Source organism: Actinomadura pelletieri DSM 43383 (assembly GCF_003634705.1).
Taxonomy (GTDB): Bacteria; Actinomycetota; Actinomycetes; order Streptosporangiales; family Streptosporangiaceae; genus Spirillospora; species Spirillospora pelletieri.
This window is the reverse complement of record NZ_RBWU01000006.1, coordinates 490190-504813: the sequence shown is the minus strand read 5'-3', so window position 1 is coordinate 504813 and position 14624 is coordinate 490190. Positions and strand designations below refer to the sequence as shown.

Sequence of the window (14624 nt, the reverse complement as noted above, 5' to 3'; positions counted from 1 at the left end):
GCGGCCGCTCCAAGGACGAGCATGGCTAAGGCCCAACTTACCGCTTTTCGACTCCGCCGCAGCATTCGCACTCCTCATCTGATGACCGTTCGACCCAGGCCAGCGTTAACCAAGCAAGCCTAGAATGACGCTGTCGTCATGTCCTCCACACGACCGCCTCCATGTCAGCCAATCACGCAGCATGAACGTGCCATCGTTGCCGTGCCAGACCGGGTCGTTCCGCGGTCAGTCATGTGCTGCGCTCGCATTCCTCGCCGACCATGTCATCGCGTGCGTCGCTTCCGATCGGCATACCCATGGGTCATGCCGCTCTGGTCTCGAGGTCGTGCCGCCCAGCGCGTCGTCCGTTGAACTTCGAACCTCGCTATGCGGAAACGAGGTGCATCGTCCGAAGATGGACCACAAAAAATCTTCGCCTTACTGCGGTGGCCTTGCCGGAGGAGCACCACCTGGCGGCCATTGGCCGGGCGGATGCTGCCCAGGCGGCGCGGGCGGGTGCGGTTGATAGTGCGGCGGGGCGCCCTGCGGTGGAACCGGCGGGTACGGAGCACCCTGACCTCCCGGCGGCTGCTGTCCAAATGCCTGCGGCGCACCGAAACCACTCCCCGGCCCCATCGACGGCGGCCCGCCCCGGCTCCTGCGGGAGAAGAAGAACACGAAAAGACCTGCTCCCGCCCCTAGCACGACGAGAACCGCGACCCACACGATGAAGGAGCTCGAAGAGTCGTCCTCCTTCGACGCGGCCGGAGTCGCAGACTTCGACTCCTGAGGTTCGTGGGTCTTCCTCCAGCGATCGAACTCATCGAACACCGGATTCGCCGTACCCCCAGGCACCTTCCCCGCAAGCGGCCGATACGGACGAATGATGCCGTACCCAGTTAGGTCGTCCTTCCCCTTCTCCCCAATGTCTAACGCCGAGGCAATGATCTGCCGCACAACCTCCCGGTTCTCCATGTCCGGATGTTTGGCCCGGATAAGAGCAACAGCCGCCGACGTCACCGCTGCCGCATCACTTGTGCCACGCCCCGCATAGAGCTGCCCATTCCTCGTGACGACGCGCATGCCAACACCGGGAGCAGCGACCTTTACATAAGGCTGTCGCTGGGTCTTCTCCCATGGTTTGAACCGCCGGTCCACGGCGCCCACCGAGAGGATGCCCGCGCAATTGGCAGGTGCAATGCTCGAATTGGAGCCGTTTCCATCATTACCTGCCGACGCAACGATCACTGCATCTTTGCTCAGGGCATATGAAATTGCCTCCTGGGTTTCGGTAGGACATGAACCGGGCAGTCCTTGCGAAATATTGATCACCTGGGCACCGCGGTCCGCTGCGAAACGAATTCCTTTCGCAAAGGCGGCCTGACTCTGCGCCACTATCGGTAGGATCTTTACATCCGGCGCGACTCCCACCAGCCCAGTTCCGCGCCCTTGGGCGGCTATCAAGGACGCCATCGTTGTACCGTGGCCCACGGAGCTATTGAAGGGGTCAACGTCCTCTGTGCCGTCGCCGCTTCCGCCATCCAGATTGGTGCCTGGAAGTACGACACCCTGCAGATCCGGCAAGTTCGCCTGAACACCGCTATCGATCAAGGCGATCGTGACGCCCTCGCCCGTGGACAAGGGCCAGATGTGGCTTTGTACCCCCCACGACTTGAACCACCATTCGTCTGCCCGTGGTTGAGGAGGAGCCGCAGCCGCGACGGGGCAAACGACCGCACTCCAGATAAGCATGCCCAAGGCTGGAACAGCCAGCCTGCGAGTCCGTCGCAGCATTCGCACTCCTCATCTAGGTGACCGTTCAACTTAGGCCAGCGCCAAACCAACCAAGCCTGGAATGACGCTGTCGTCGTGTCCTCCACACGACCGCCTCCGCGTCAGCCAATCACGGAGAGTGAACGTGCCATCGTTCCCGTGACAGAAATCGTCGTTCTGCGGTCAGTCATGGGCATCATTCGCGTTCCTCGCCGACCGTGTCATCGCGTGCGTCGCTTCCCATCGGCATACCCATAGGTCATGCCGCCCTGGTTTCGAGGTGGTGCCGCCCAGCGCGTCATCCGTTGAACTTCGAACCTCGCTATGCGGAAACGAGGTGCACCGTCCGAAGATGGACCACAGAGGATCTTCGCCTTACTGCGGTGGCCTTGCCGGGGGAGCACCACCTGGCGGCCATTGGCCGGGCGGATGCTGCCCTGGCGGCGGGTGCGGTTGATAGTGCGGCGGGGCGCCCTGCGGTGGAACCGGCGGGTACGGACCATGCTGACCGCCTGGCGGCTGCTGTCCAAATGCCTGCGGCGCTCCGAAGCCGGTCCCTGGCCCCAAGGGCGGCGGCCCGCCCCGCTTCCGGCGGGAGAAAAAGAACCCGAAAAGACTCGCGGCTGCCCCCACCACAACAACGACCGCGATCAACACGATTAGGGAGGGCAAAGAGGAGTCATCGTCTTTGGACGCCGCCGGGGCCGCAGACTTCGCCCCCTCAGGTTGGTGAGTCCTCTTCCAGCGATCAAACTCGTCAAAAACCGGATTCGCGGTGCCCTTCGGCGCTTTCCCCGCGAGCGGCCGGTAAGGCCGAATGACACCATACCCGGTCCGATTATCATTACCCTTCTCATAGACGTCCAACGCGGACGCAATGAGCTGCCGCACAACCTCCCGGTTCGTCATCGACGGATACTTGGCCCGAATAAGAGCCACGGCAGCCGAGGTGACGGCAGCGGCGTCGCTTGTGCCCTTTCCTCGATAGAGCTCTCCGTCCTTGAGAAGGACCCGCATGTCGACGCCGGGAGCTGCAACTTTTACATAGGATTGTCGCTGTGTCTTCATCCACGGAGAAAACTTGGAATCGACCGCACCCACTGACAAGACACCCATGCAGTTGGCCGGCGCGTTGCTGGAATTTGCACCGTCACCATCGTTTCCCGCCCCAACGACGATCACTACGTCCTTTTCGAGCGCATACGCGATGGCCTCTTGTAGATTGCGAGGGCACGGCCCGGGGATCGCCTGCGAAAGGTTGATCACCTGAGTACCACGATCCGCTGCGTAGCGGATACCTTTTGCATAGGCATCATTGCTCTGGGCCACAATCGGGAGGATCTTAGCCCCAGGCGCTACTCCCACCAGGCCGGTTCGTCCCCCTTGAGCAGCAATCAGCGACGCCATCGCGGTGCCATGGCCGGGTGGCGTGTTAAAGCGATCAAGGTCTTGGCGACCGTCGACGGTTCTGTTCTCCAAATCGATCCCTGAAAGTACAACACCTTGGAGTTCAGGAAGGTTCGCCTGGACGCCAGTATCGATCAAGGCAATCGTGACGCCCGTCCCCACTGACAAGGGCCAAAGGTGGCTCTGTACACCCCAGGATTTGAACCACCACTGGTCTGGCCGGGGCTTGGGCGCCGCCGAAGCCGAGCTAGGCCAGGCGATCGCTCCGACGATGAGCAAGGCCAGGACTGAACGAGCCACTCTTCGGCTTCGCCTCAACATCTGCACTCCCTTTGCATGGAGCGGTTAAACGACAGCTCGGCAGACGGGTTGGCCAGGTCTGCCGAAGCCGTCACGTTCGTCACATGTTTCCTCTGCGTCAGCCGATCACCGGTGGTGCGGTGTCGTCGTTGCCGCCCCAGACGTCCTCGTCCTCGGTCAGCCAGGTGCTGCGTTCGTGCTCGTTACCGTCCCCGCCGCCGCGGGCACCGGCGCCCATGGGCATTCCCATACCGGTCATGCCGCCCCTGGCTCCAAAACCGCTTCCGCCCAGCGCGCCAGCACCCATGGCGCCCGGACCGGCACCGATCCCACCGCTACCGAGACCGGGAGCCCCGCCGGGGATTCCGCCCGGACCGCCACTGCCAAGTCCGGGAGCCCCGCCAGGGCCACCTCCCAGGCCGCCACCACCGAGGCCAGGGCCACCGCCAGGACCACCCGGCGGTAGACCGGCCAGGTCCGTTCCCGGTAGACCGCTGCCACTACCAGGTCCCCCGGGTAGACCCGGCCCACCTGGGCCATCCGGAAGGCCACCGGGACCCTTTGGTCCACCAGGGACGCCTCCAGGCCCGCTCGGCAGGTCACCGGAACCTCCAGGGCCGCCCGGCAGGTCACCAGGGCCACCCGGCATGCCGCCGGGACCGCCGCCCGGACCACCGCCGCCCGGCATCTTGGGCGGCTGGGGAGAGCCGGTTCCATTCTTGAGCGGATCCGCGCCCCCGGTATTTGGATTCGCTTGGGGCATGTCTTGGCGGATGTCCTCGGGGAAGTTGTAGTTGGATTGCTTGGTGCCGTCGTGGATGCGGTCCAGGACGGCGTCAGCGGCGAAGTTGTTTCCGATCATGGAACTGACGGCGGCCGGGCCGGTAACGGGGTTGGTTGCCATGATGCGCTGGCCCCAGTTGAAGGCGTCCTTGACCCAGCTGTCCATCTTGCTGCCGCTGCCGTACTGCTTCTGCCAGCCGTCCTGTAGCTCCCCGTGGGTTTTGAGTGCTTTGCTGGTCGTGTCGGCCCGTGCGTGGATCTCCTGGGCTTGACGGTAGGCCTTATTCATTTGGGTCATCGCCTTTTCGGCGTCCTCGCCGCCCCAGGACTCGACCAGCCGTGTCGCCTGGTTATAGATCAGGCCGACGGACTCGTCCATCCGCGCGGCGAGCTTGCCGTAGGCCGTCGAACTGGTGTACATCTTGCCAGGTTGCATGGAATCAACAATTTCTCGCACCTTGTCGAAATTGTCTTTCCACACCATGAACTTGTCGAGCCCACCGGTGCCCTCGTCACCGAACTGAACTTCCTTCCGGATTGGCTGGCTGTTCCCCACGGAGGATCCCCCTTTCCGTACTTAAGACTGATCAGATGGCGGTGTTTGGATTACCGGCCGCCTGCACACCGTGCTTGGACGCGTCGTCGGCCGTGCGGTGGTTCTTGTTCGACGCACGAATGGCTTCGATCACCTGCTCGTAGGCGGTGACGAACTGGTCGAAGGTGTTGCCGATCTGGTCGCGGGCCGCTGTGATCGTGGCGTACATGGTACGGCCCGCCTGGTAATTTCCCATCGCGGACTCGGGCGGGGTCTCGTCATTGATGAGCTGGCTGTGCGTCGGGCGCCTCTTGAGCTCGTTCAAGTCTCTTTCGAGCTTTTTCACGATGTCGTCGATCGTGTCGTGGTCGATCTTAATTTCCTTGCCCCCGGTGGGGGGCAGGTACTTAGGGTGCCCCATGCTTACCTCCTAGTCAGCCTCTTGCCTCTTCGGCTGCCCCGGGAGACAAGACGGCACCGATCCGCATGCCGGTTCCTTGGTGGCGAAGCGGACCCTGGCCGTGCGCACGGCCAGGGTCGCCACACCCGGGGTGTCCCGGGACGGTCATCGTCGGCGGTTCAGCCCCAGATGCTGGAGTTGCTCCGCTCGGCCTGCTGGTAGTTGTCGTGGGCGTCGCGGATGGCCAGGCCCAGCTGTGCCACGACGTTCTGCATGTCCTTGGCGGCCCCGTCCCACTGCTTCTGAAAGACCCAGTAGGCCTCCTGGGCGGAGCCCTCCCACTGGTTGAGCTTCGTTCGGAGCTTGCCCTCCAGGTCGCTCAGCTCGTCCATCAGGGCACGCGCGGCCTGGCTGAACTGGGCCTCACCCTCCGTGAGGCCGCCGAAATTGGCTCTGGTGTAGCTCATGACTCTCCTTCTCCAGGCGTTGACACCTAATGGGAATTTCGGTCAGGTCGTGCCGTTGAGCAGGGACTGGACCTTGCTTACGGCCTGCTCCGACATCTCTTCCTTGGACTCGTAGGTGATCTTCGTCTGGACGAGGCTCTGGTGCATGCCCTCCAGTGCGCGCAGCACCTTGGTGAAGTCTTCGTTGAACCGGTTGAAGACCTGCTCGAAGGCCATCGAGGCGTTACCCTCCCAGGCCGAGCGGACCTGCTGTTTGTGGCCTTCGAGCTGCGTCTGCAAACCCTTGATGACGTTCGCGGATGCGTCGATGTCGTCCGCGGCCTGCTTCATTGCCGCTCTGTCGACGGCCGACTGCTGCCCCATCAGTCACCTCCAGTGACTTGTTTTCGTCATGACCCGCGAAGACGGTCCGGAACAGAGGCGCCGGGCCAACACCAACCTGCCCCCGCTTAGTGGCGCAATCAGCCCTTCGGCCTCCGAAGGCTTGGGTCGCACCACAGATTGTCCTCCTACCCTAGGATCTTCATCGTCGGCTGTCCATCCATTCTTCGACAGTCATAGACGCGATGACTCCCATTCCGGTTTCATTCAATCCGAAATCGCTCAATGATCAGTTCCCTGCCTGGGCATTCGTTGGTCGAGCGGCGGATACGGCCGCCGGGTCGAGGACCGGTCCCTGCACGATCAGGTCCAGAACCCCGGCCGGGACGTTCGAGGCGTCACCCGGCAACGAGTAGCCGAGCTTTCCCACCGTTTCACTGTCCTTGATGGGGAATCGTTTTCCTTCGGCGACCAGGTAATAAGTGCTGACCTGGTCCGCCTTCCCGGGGCTCGGGACACGGCCGGCAAGTGCCGCGCTTCCGGGTGGGAAAGCGATCTGGTCGGCGCCTTGGGGGCTCGTTGTCTCCGGGGGCGCGGGTAGCGCGCCGTTGAGTGTCAGAGTGGCGCCGTCGTTGCCGCTCGGGTCGTTGTAGAGCGCGCACAGCGGGGTCGTGCCACCGAACGGGACGATCGCCGGCGCCCTGCCCTCCAATCTCTGGTCCCGTAGCTGATGCGCGGACCGTCCGACGGTGTTGACCTGGCCCGCGTTGATCTCGATCGGCCGGACTCCCCCCGGTCCGTAGGCTCTGCGGGTTTCCGGGGCGGCGACGAGAAGGTCCCGCTGGATCGGACTGATCGGCGCGAGCCCGTCCGCGAGAAGGACGAACGATGACGACGCGCCGGACGCCGTGCTCAGGTTGAAGATCTGGCCCACTTTCGCGCGTCCGGCTGGTCCGTTCACGGGATGCCCGATGCCGGGGATTTTCGGCGCGGCGAAATCCGGGCCCTGTGTCACCGAGTTCAGCCATTTGCCGGCGATCTGGACGGGAGTCGCTCCGAGCGTCGCCAGCCCGTACGGCGGTATCCGCATCCGCGAATTGCGCCACAGCAACCAGTGATGTCCGTCCGCCGTCACGACCAGGGCCTGGCCGTCTGTCAGCGGGGTGCCGCCGACTTTTCGTTCGGCGGTGAGCGTGACCAGCGATCGGCGTCCCAGTGAGGTGCTCTCGACCGTTCGCACGCAGACCGCCCACGGGCCCCGCGTCAGTTCGTCCGGCTCGGGAAGGGTATTCGGTGCGCCCGGAATTCCCAGGGTGGGGCCGCGCTCGAACTTCTTGAGGGACGCGGTGGAGACCGTCCTGCGGCTGTCGGAGTTCTCACCGGCGACCAGGCGGGCCGACACGTAGTTGCTGACCGGGCACAGCCTGCCGTTCTCGCACCATACGTAGCGGGCGCCGGTCTCTTCCTCCACGATCAGCATTCCGGCCTTTTCCAGGCCCGTGGCGCCGCCCGGACGGATGACGCCGTAGATGCCGAACGCGGCCATGCACAGGATGCCGATCATGATGCCGCTGAACGCGGCGATGTTCATTCGTCGCATCGGCAGTTCGGGGTTGTCCGGCTCCCCGGAAATGAGGGCGAGCGACGCCCGCTGGCTCATCAGCCGGTGCGCTTGTAACAGGTCCTTGCGGGTCTGCATGCGGACTCCTAACCGGCGAGGCCGCGCATGTACGCGAACAGACCGCACTCGCCGAGGGCGAGCGGGATGAGCGCGATCAGCAGGAGCATTTCCAGGATGTCCCCGGCACGACCCCAGAAAGGTGAGGGCCGATGGCCGGGGAGCCAGAGTCCGACGCCCACCACGGTCGCCGCCACGGCCATCAGCGGGAGCAGCGCACCGGCCACCAGCACGGTCGGCGACGCGTCCCATGCCTGCGCGACCACCAGCGCCGCTACGCCGAGCATTCCGGGAACCAGCAGGTTCAGCCGCTGGGGCCGGCTGCGGAACAGCCGCGAGCGCAGGAGCAACAGCACCGAGACGACCGCCGCGGTGGTCGGGCCGAGCCAGCCGTCGTCGAAGGCGGACGGGACGAGCCCGACGAACGCGATGACGCCGAGCCCGGCGGTGAACCCGGTCATGAACCGGTTGGCGCGGCCGGTGCGGGTCAGGATCTCCTGCCCGTCCACGGTGATCGTGTCGCGCCGCAGGTCTTCGGCGCTCTGCGGCACCGGGGGAAGCGTCACCCTTGAGAAACGGAAGGCCAGGGTCGGGGTCAGGGGCGTGAGCATCATCGCGACCACCACCGTGACCGCCGCGATTCCCGTCGCGGAGAGGTCCTCGAACGCGAGTGCGACGCCGGAGGCGACGGTGCCGAGCAGCCCGCCGAGGACCATCCCCCAGAAGACCGACGCGCCGCGGGTGACGCCCACGACCGCGATCACGGAGGCGAGCACCAGGGTGCCGAAGCCGGCCAGCGCGTCGAGGGCGTCCAGGCCTGAGAACGGGGTGTCGCGGGCGGGGGCGAGTAGACCGGCGAGGAACGCGTGCGGTAACGCGGCGAATCCCAGTACCGTGCCCGCCCGCTCGTCGCCCGCGGCGCGCGAGGCCGAGACCGCGGCGGCGAGGTACAGCAGGCAGATGACGCCGGCCGAGGCGGCCGGGACGATCCAGGACGGCCCGGCGAGCAGTACCACGACGGCCGCGACCACCGAGGCGCCACCGCCGACCGACAGGGAGAACTGCCGCGTCCATTCGGGTCGCCAGCGGTCACGGCGGTCGTTGATCGCGGTCGCGACCACGTCCGCCACGTCGTCGAACGCCAACGCGGGCAACTGCGACATGCCGGGCCGCAGGTACAGGACCTCACCGTCGCGGAGGCCGGCCTGGGCCGGCGTCATTCCCCCCTCGAACGGCGCCTCGTCCAGCCGCTGCAGGACCCACCCGCCGTGCGCGAGACCGGCGTCCGCCATCTGCGTACCGGAATAGTGCAGGATCGTGGGGAAGAACTGCGCGAACGGCACATGAGCGGGCAGCGATATATCGATGCGACGCTTTGGGGCCACGATGGTGACCCTGCACAGCTCCGCCCCGGTGACTGAGGCCACTGATCTTCCTCACCTGTAAGCATGGCTCCTGGGGAGCATCCGGATACCGGCGAAACCATGACGCGACAAATCATGACATCGCGTGCCTACGGGGTCGTTCCACCGTCGTGGACGGTATCAGCATCGGCCGTCCGGTAGAGCGGGATGTATCCTGCCGACCACCCCGCACTGATGATCACCTGATGCCCGAAGGCCGATGGTGTGTTTTTTCCGTATGATGTCGGGCTGCGACATCCCACGGCAAGAGGGGAGCCCGGTCCAGTGGGCACTGTGCTGGTGCGGCGCAAGGAACGCAGGAAGCCGCCGGAGATGCCGCGGGGAGAGGTCCTGCTGGAGTCTCCGCCCGAACTTCCCGAGGTCACGAACGACGGGTTCCGCAACGTCCTGATGTACCTGCCGATGGCGGCTGGTTCAGGCGCGATGGCCTTCATGTTCCTGAATCCCAACTCCAACCCGTTACAGATGGTGGCGGGCGGGATGATGGGCCTGTCGATGTTCGGCATGATGTTCAGCCAGGTCGGACAGAAGTCCGGCGAGCGGAAGTCCAAACTGAACAGCGAACGGCGCGACTATCTGCGTTATCTCGGGCAGGTACGGACGAAGGTTCGCAAGGCCGCCACCCAGCAACGGGAGGCGCTGGAGTGGTACAACCCGGATCCCTCGCGGTTGTGGTCGATCGTCATGAGTGCCCGGCTCTGGGAACGGCGCGCCGAGGACGGCGATTTCGGCCAGGTTCGGGTAGGCGCTGGTCCACAGCGACTCGCCGTCCAACTGGTCGCGCCGGAGACCAAACCGGTCGAAGATCTGGAACCGATGAGCGCGGGCGCCCTCCGGCGGTTCATGCGGACGCACTCGACCGTGCCGGCGCTTCCCGTCGCCATCAACCTGCGGTCGTTCTCACGGATCTTCCTGTCCGGTGACACGGAGGCGAAGCGGGCCATGGTCCGCGCCATGCTCATGCAGGTGGCGGCGTTCCACTCCCCCGACGACCTCCAGATCAGCGTCTGCACGTCCCAGGAACACCTCCCCCACTGGGACTGGACGAAGTGGCTGCCGCACGCACTGCACCCGACCGAGTACGACGCCGCGGGGCAGGTTCGCAGGATCGCACCGACGATGTCCGAACTGGAGGTTCTGCTCGGTCAGGAGGTCAAGGACCGCTCCCGATTCGTGGCGGGCCGTGCGTCCAGCGAGTTACCGCTCCATGTGGTCGTGGTGGACGGTGGCATGGCGTCCTACGACTCGCAACTGGCCGCCGACGGCATCGAGGGCGTCTGCGTCATCGATCTGGGGCAGACCGTCGGCCACACGACGGAGGCCGGAACGCTGCGGTTGAACGTCGTTCCCGGGCGCGTCCACATGCTGAAGAAGGACCGAACAGGGAAGGACGTCCCGTCCCCGATCGGCGCACCGGACAAGGTGAGCATCCAGCAGGCCGAGGGCCTCGCCCGGCAACTCTGCCCCCTCCGCACCAGTGCGAGCGACACGATCGAGGAAGATGACGTCCTGTCGGGCAACATGACGCTGACGTCCCTGCTCGGTGTCGACAACCCGTACGAGGTCGACCCGGCGCGGGTGTGGCGCCCACGCGCACAGCGCAACCGCTTCCGGGTGCCGATCGGACTGGACGCCGAAGGACGTCCCATCGAACTCGACATCAAGGAGTCGGCGCAGGGCGGCATGGGGCCGCACGGCCTGTGCATCGGCGCGACCGGTTCCGGTAAGTCCGAGCTGTTGCGCACGCTGGTGCTGGGGCTCGCCATGACGCACCCGCCCGACATCCTGAACTTCGTCCTGGTCGACTTCAAGGGCGGCGCGACCTTCCTCGGGATGGACGGCCTGGAGCACGTCTCCGCCATCATCACCAACCTGGAGGACGAACTTCCGCTGGTGGACCGCATGTACGACGCGCTGCACGGCGAGATGGTGCGGCGCCAGGAATACCTGCGGTCCATGGGCAACTACGCCTCACTCCGCGACTACGAGAAGGCCCGGCTCGACGGCGCCGACCTGCCGCCGATGCCGACGCTCTTCCTCGTCCTGGACGAGTTCTCCGAACTGCTGTCCGCCAAGCCCGACTTCGCGGAACTGTTCGTCATGATCGGACGGCTCGGCCGCTCTCTCGGCGTCCACCTGCTGCTGGCCTCACAACGCCTGGAAGAGGGCAAGCTGCGCGGACTGGACACCCACCTGTCCTACCGGATCGGCCTGCGGACGTTCTCCGCGATGGAGTCGCGGGTGGTCCTCGGTGTCCCCGACGCCTACGAACTGCCGCCGGCTCCCGGAAACGGGTATCTGAAGTTCGCCACCGAACCGATGGTGCGTTTCAAGGCCGCGTACGTGTCGGGCCCGGTCGACGAGCAACCCGACCAGCAGAACAGTGGCCGACCGACCGGAACGGTCACCACACAGATCGTCCCGTACCTGCCGGGCTACATGCGTCCGCAGGTCGTCGAGCAGCCGTCCGATCCGGAGCCGCAGCCCGAGGAGAACAAGAACCGGGAGGTCCTTTTCGACGTGGTGGTCCGGCAGCTCGCCGGCCACGGCGCCAAGGCCCACCAGATCTGGCTGCCGCCACTGGACGAGGCACCCGCACTGAACGAACTCCTCCCGCCCCTGCAGGTCACCCGCGAGCACGGCCTCACCACACCCGGTTGGGACGGTCGCGGACGCCTGTATGCCGTCGCCGGCATCGTCGACAAGCCGTTCCACCAGCGACGCGACCCCTACTGGCTGGAGCTTTCCGGCAGCGCGGGCCACATCGGGATCGCGGGCGGCCCGCAGAGCGGCAAGTCCACCACGATCAGAACCCTGATCACGTCCCTCGCCCTCACCCACACCCCCGCCGAGGTGCAGTTCTACTGCCTCGATTTCGGCGGCGGCGCCCTCGCCGCCCTCGCCGACCTGCCCCATGTCGGCGGCATCGCCACCCGCCTGGACGCCGACCGGGTCCGCCGCACCGTCGCAGAGGTCAGCGGACTACTGGAGCAGCGCGAACGCGAATTCGCCGAACGCGGCATCGACGGCATCGCGACCTACCGCCGAATGCGCGCCTCCGGCGAACACCCCGGCGACGGATACGGCGACGTCTTCCTCGTCGTCGACAACTGGCTCACGCTCCGGCAGGACTACGAAGCCACACAGGACACCATCACCCAACTCGCCGCCCGCGGCCTGGGCTACGGCATTCATGTCATCGCCGCGTCCAACAAGTGGACCGAATTCCGCAGCAACGTCCGCGACCTCTTCGGCACCAAGCTGGAACTGCGGCTCGGTGACCCGTACGAGTCGGAGATCGACCGCAAGCTCGCCGACAACGTTCCGGAGGGACGTCCCGGCCGCGGCCTGTCCCGTGACGGCTTCCATTTCCTCACCGCCGTCCCGCGCATCGACGGCGGCGGCGCCGACGAATCGCTGAACGACGGCGTGCTCAAACTCGTCCAGGCCGTCAATGAATCCTGGACGGGCCCGCGCGCCCCGCAGGTCCGCATGCTTCCGGACGTCCTGCCGGTGTCGGAACTGCCGTCCCCGGCCGAAACGGGCATGCGCATCCCGATCGGCATAGACGAGGAGTCCCTGTCCCCCGTCTACCTGGACTTCTCACAGGACCCGCATTTCCTCCTGCTCGGCGACGCCGAATGCGGCAAGTCCAACCTGCTGCGACACATCGCCACCGGCATCACCAGCCGCTACACACCCGAACAAGCTCGCATCATCTTCATCGACTACGGCCGCAGCCTCCTGGACGTCGCGAACACCGAACACCAGATCGGCTTCGGCGCCTCCGCACCCGCGGCGACCTCCCTCATCAACGACGTCCGCGGCGCCATGATGCAACGACTCCCACCCGCCGACCTGACCCCCGACCAGCTCCGCTCCCGCTCCTGGTGGACGGGCGCCGACCTGTTCCTCATCATCGACGACTACGAAATGGTCGCCACGTCCGACAACCCCCTACGCCCCCTGGTCGAACTCCTCCCCCAAGCCCGCGACATCGGCCTGCACATCATCCTGGCTCGCGCCATGGGCGGCGCCGGCCGCGGCATGTTCGACCCCGCCATCACCCGCATCAAGGAAATGGCCTCCCCCGGCCTCCTCATGTCCGGCAACAAGGACGAGGGCATCCTCCTGGGCAACATCAAACCCCACAAACTCCCCCCAGGCCGCGGCTACCACATAGACCGCCGCACCGGCACCCGCCTAATCCAAACCCCCCACCGCAACGACATCGATGGTTCGCCTTGACGGGCCGTCCAGTTCGGTTGACCGCGCGAAAACTGGCGGCAGGACGAATGAGGGCGACGAGGCAACCTGACCGGACAACGCCGATCACGAAGATGCAGGTAGTTGATCTCAAGAAAGCGCAAGCAAGGTGGCTATTGGTCGCGAGTCGGTGCTACATTCCACCCGCACACAGTGAGGACGTTCTCCGAGAGCCAACTCGACGCGGCAGATTTCCGTCAATGGAGCGATGAGCCAGCCAAAACAAAGGAGTAGCTGATATGAGCAAAGAGCTGGAGGGCATTCCAGCCAACGTGCAAAAGAAGGCGGCATCCTACCGGGAGGTCAAGAAAGATTTCGAGAACGCAAAATCGCACCTTCCGCAGACCATTGTTCACACGCCGGCGTTCGGCATCATAGGCCTACCATTCGGCGGCTTCTACGACAACGCGCGAGATAATTACCTCCAAACACTTGAAGCGGGACTCAAGAAGATCGACGAAATCGCGGACAAACTAAACAAGACAGCCACAGCAATCGAACTCGCAGATAAGAACAGTGAGATTCAAATAACGATGACCGAGTAGTCAAACATGGTTCACATTAAGAAAAAGTTCTAAAAGATCAGAAAGGAACACTCGTGACAGACATCACCGGTGGGGTCACCATGGGCCTCGGCAGCGCGGCCATCGTCGCGTCCGGCTTCGTTGTGCTCAACTTCACTATCGAGTCTTCTGTCCCATTGGCCGCGTCCTGCCTTGCCGCCATCCCGATCATCTCTCTCACCCTCTCCAATCCGATCGGCATGGCAAAGGCCGCGATGGCGTGGAATGAACTGCAGAACACGCTCGGCACAGCCCTGGCCGCCTGGCCGACCGACCTGGAGAAGGAGGACTGGCAGGGAGCCGGCCGAGAAGAGTTCGACACCGCGATCCGCAAAATCAAGCAAGAGTTCGAGCAGGTGAAAACCGCAGGGACGAACATGGCGACCGCCATGTGGGCGGTACTGGCCGGCTATGTCGCTCTGTACATCGCCATGATTTCGTTCTGGTGGGCCGTCAGAGCCGTACTCATCGCGTGGGCTGCCGGCACGCCGCTGACGAGGCCGGCCGCGGAAGCCACGGGCGCGGCCGCCGTAGCGGCCACTGGTGGAGCCGTCAGCGCCCTGGGCGCGATGCTCACGGCCGCAGGCGCAGCGCTGGCGGCGGTTCTCACACAGTTCCTAGGCGGTCTGTTCCTCACGGACACCAATGACCTACCTGGTCAGGGCTCTGACTTCACCAAGATTAAGTTGAAGTACCCCGTAGTCACGGTAACCAAGCCCTGATACTCG

At 65.0% G+C, this 14624-nt stretch carries 11 protein-coding genes; 3 read left to right on the top strand and 8 right to left on the bottom strand.

Features of this window, described 5'->3' with window-relative positions:
• Positions 1-417: 417 nt before the first annotated feature.
• The 8 genes from BZB76_RS27570 to eccD all read right to left on the bottom strand — a co-directional run bounded on the left by BZB76_RS27570 (position 418) and on the right by eccD (position 9070).
• On the bottom strand, positions 418-1620 hold the full coding sequence (locus BZB76_RS27570) for a S8 family serine peptidase (protein WP_170180771.1): 1203 nt from the start codon (positions 1618-1620) through the stop codon (positions 418-420).
• A gap of 507 nt (positions 1621-2127) precedes the next feature.
• Positions 2128-3438 carry a S8 family peptidase gene (locus BZB76_RS27565; protein ID WP_170180770.1) on the bottom strand — a complete coding sequence of 437 codons (1311 nt, stop codon included), beginning with the start codon at positions 3436-3438 and terminating at the stop codon, positions 2128-2130.
• Between the two features lie 139 nt (positions 3439-3577).
• Positions 3578-4798, bottom strand: coding sequence for a hypothetical protein (locus tag BZB76_RS34335; RefSeq protein WP_147449570.1), 1221 nt, complete (start codon positions 4796-4798; stop codon positions 3578-3580).
• Positions 4799-4829: 31 nt separating this feature from the next.
• The gene (locus tag BZB76_RS27550; RefSeq protein ID WP_121437309.1) at positions 4830-5198 is read right to left on the bottom strand and encodes a hypothetical protein; all 369 of its coding nucleotides are present in this window, start codon (positions 5196-5198) and stop codon (positions 4830-4832) included.
• A gap of 158 nt (positions 5199-5356) precedes the next feature.
• The gene (locus BZB76_RS27545; protein WP_117401453.1) at positions 5357-5644 is read right to left on the bottom strand and encodes a WXG100 family type VII secretion target; all 288 of its coding nucleotides are present in this window, start codon (positions 5642-5644) and stop codon (positions 5357-5359) included.
• 42 nt (positions 5645-5686) lie between these two features.
• Positions 5687-6007: a WXG100 family type VII secretion target gene (locus BZB76_RS27540; RefSeq protein ID WP_117401452.1), complete on the bottom strand. Its 321-nt coding sequence runs from the start codon at positions 6005-6007 to the stop codon at positions 5687-5689.
• Between the two features lie 247 nt (positions 6008-6254).
• Positions 6255-7664: a type VII secretion protein EccB gene (gene eccB / locus BZB76_RS27535; protein ID WP_121437308.1), complete on the bottom strand. Its 1410-nt coding sequence runs from the start codon at positions 7662-7664 to the stop codon at positions 6255-6257.
• An 8-nt stretch (positions 7665-7672) separates the two neighbouring features.
• A complete protein-coding gene (eccD, locus tag BZB76_RS27530; RefSeq protein WP_121437307.1) occupies positions 7673-9070 on the bottom strand; it encodes a type VII secretion integral membrane protein EccD in 1398 nt (465 codons plus the stop codon).
• A gap of 261 nt (positions 9071-9331) precedes the next feature.
• Between eccD and eccCa the strand changes: the two genes are divergently transcribed.
• From eccCa to BZB76_RS27515, 3 genes are all read left to right on the top strand, one after another.
• Positions 9332-13315 carry a type VII secretion protein EccCa gene (eccCa, locus tag BZB76_RS27525; RefSeq protein WP_121437306.1) on the top strand — a complete coding sequence of 1328 codons (3984 nt, stop codon included), beginning with the start codon at positions 9332-9334 and terminating at the stop codon, positions 13313-13315.
• A gap of 257 nt (positions 13316-13572) precedes the next feature.
• Positions 13573-13878 carry a WXG100 family type VII secretion target gene (locus BZB76_RS27520; protein WP_121437305.1) on the top strand — a complete coding sequence of 102 codons (306 nt, stop codon included), beginning with the start codon at positions 13573-13575 and terminating at the stop codon, positions 13876-13878.
• 53 nt (positions 13879-13931) lie between these two features.
• Entirely contained in the window at positions 13932-14618 is a 687-nt protein-coding gene (locus BZB76_RS27515) for a hypothetical protein (protein WP_121437304.1), read from the top strand.
• Positions 14619-14624 lie beyond the last annotated feature (6 nt).

Bases quoted from the DNA above. Each gene is read 5' to 3' on its own strand.
- eccB (WP_121437308.1), bottom strand. From the start codon at position 7,664: ATGCAGACCCGCAAGGACCTGTTACAAGCGCACCGGCTGATGAGCCAG.
- BZB76_RS27545 (WP_117401453.1), bottom strand. From the start codon at position 5,644: ATGAGCTACACCAGAGCCAATTTCGGCGGCCTCACGGAGGGTGAGGCC.
- BZB76_RS27540 (WP_117401452.1), bottom strand. From the start codon at position 6,007: ATGGGGCAGCAGTCGGCCGTCGACAGAGCGGCAATGAAGCAGGCCGCG.
- BZB76_RS27520 (WP_121437305.1), top strand. From the start codon at position 13,573: ATGAGCAAAGAGCTGGAGGGCATTCCAGCCAACGTGCAAAAGAAGGCG.
- BZB76_RS27550 (WP_121437309.1), bottom strand. From the start codon at position 5,198: ATGGGGCACCCTAAGTACCTGCCCCCCACCGGGGGCAAGGAAATTAAG.